The sequence below is a fragment of the Stenotrophomonas sp. HMWF003 genome (genome assembly GCF_003061285.1).
Taxonomy (GTDB): domain Bacteria; phylum Pseudomonadota; class Gammaproteobacteria; order Xanthomonadales; family Xanthomonadaceae; genus Stenotrophomonas; species Stenotrophomonas maltophilia_AP.
Window position 1 is genome coordinate 1 of record NZ_QAIW01000383.1, and the last position, 619, is coordinate 619.

At 69.8% G+C, this 619-nt stretch carries 2 protein-coding genes; both read right to left on the minus strand.

Features of this window, described 5'->3' with window-relative positions:
* A partial coding sequence (locus DBR34_RS16455; RefSeq protein ID WP_181394047.1) for an FtsW/RodA/SpoVE family cell cycle protein occupies positions 1-424 on the minus strand: 424 nt, incomplete at its 3' end.
* Positions 421-619: hypothetical protein (locus DBR34_RS23525; protein ID WP_258224026.1), on the minus strand; the 199-nt coding region annotated here is incomplete at its 5' end. The genes DBR34_RS23525 and DBR34_RS16455, both read right to left, overlap by 4 nt.

Below are 619 nucleotides of genomic sequence, written 5' to 3' on the forward strand. Positions count from 1 at the left end.
CCATCACCGTCGAAAAACGCGGCGGCAGCGGCATCTTGTGCAGGTACCAGGCCACCATCATCGGCAGGCTCACCTTCAACAGCTCGGCCGGCTGCAGGTAGAACAGCTTCAGATCCAGCCACTGCCGCCCGTACTTGCCCGTGCCCAGCACGAACACCGCCAGCAGCGGGATCATCGAAATCGCATAGATCAGCGGCGTGGCCGAGCGGATGCGCAGGATCGAGGCGCGCGAGATGGCCCACATCGCCCCCAGCCCGACGACGAAACGCGCGCCCTGGGCGAACACCAGCCCGTCGCCGCCGGCGCTCTTGAGCACCGCCAGCCCGATCAGCATCAGCGCCCCCAGCGCCAGGCACAGCACCCAGTCCAGCGAACTGCTGAAACGCACGACCATGTCGGTCGCCCAACGCAGGAACACCTTCATCGTGAGCGCTCCGGCGCAGTAGGCGGGGCCGTGGCGGCGGGCACCGGTGCGCCGGGCACCGGCGATGGCACCGGGGCTACCGGCAGGCCGACCTGGACCGGCAGCGACTCCAGCGCCGCCGCCGCCGCATCGCCGGCTGCACGCGCGTTGTTGTCGCTGCTCTCGAAGCCGGTGATGCCGATCGCCGTCGTGCCG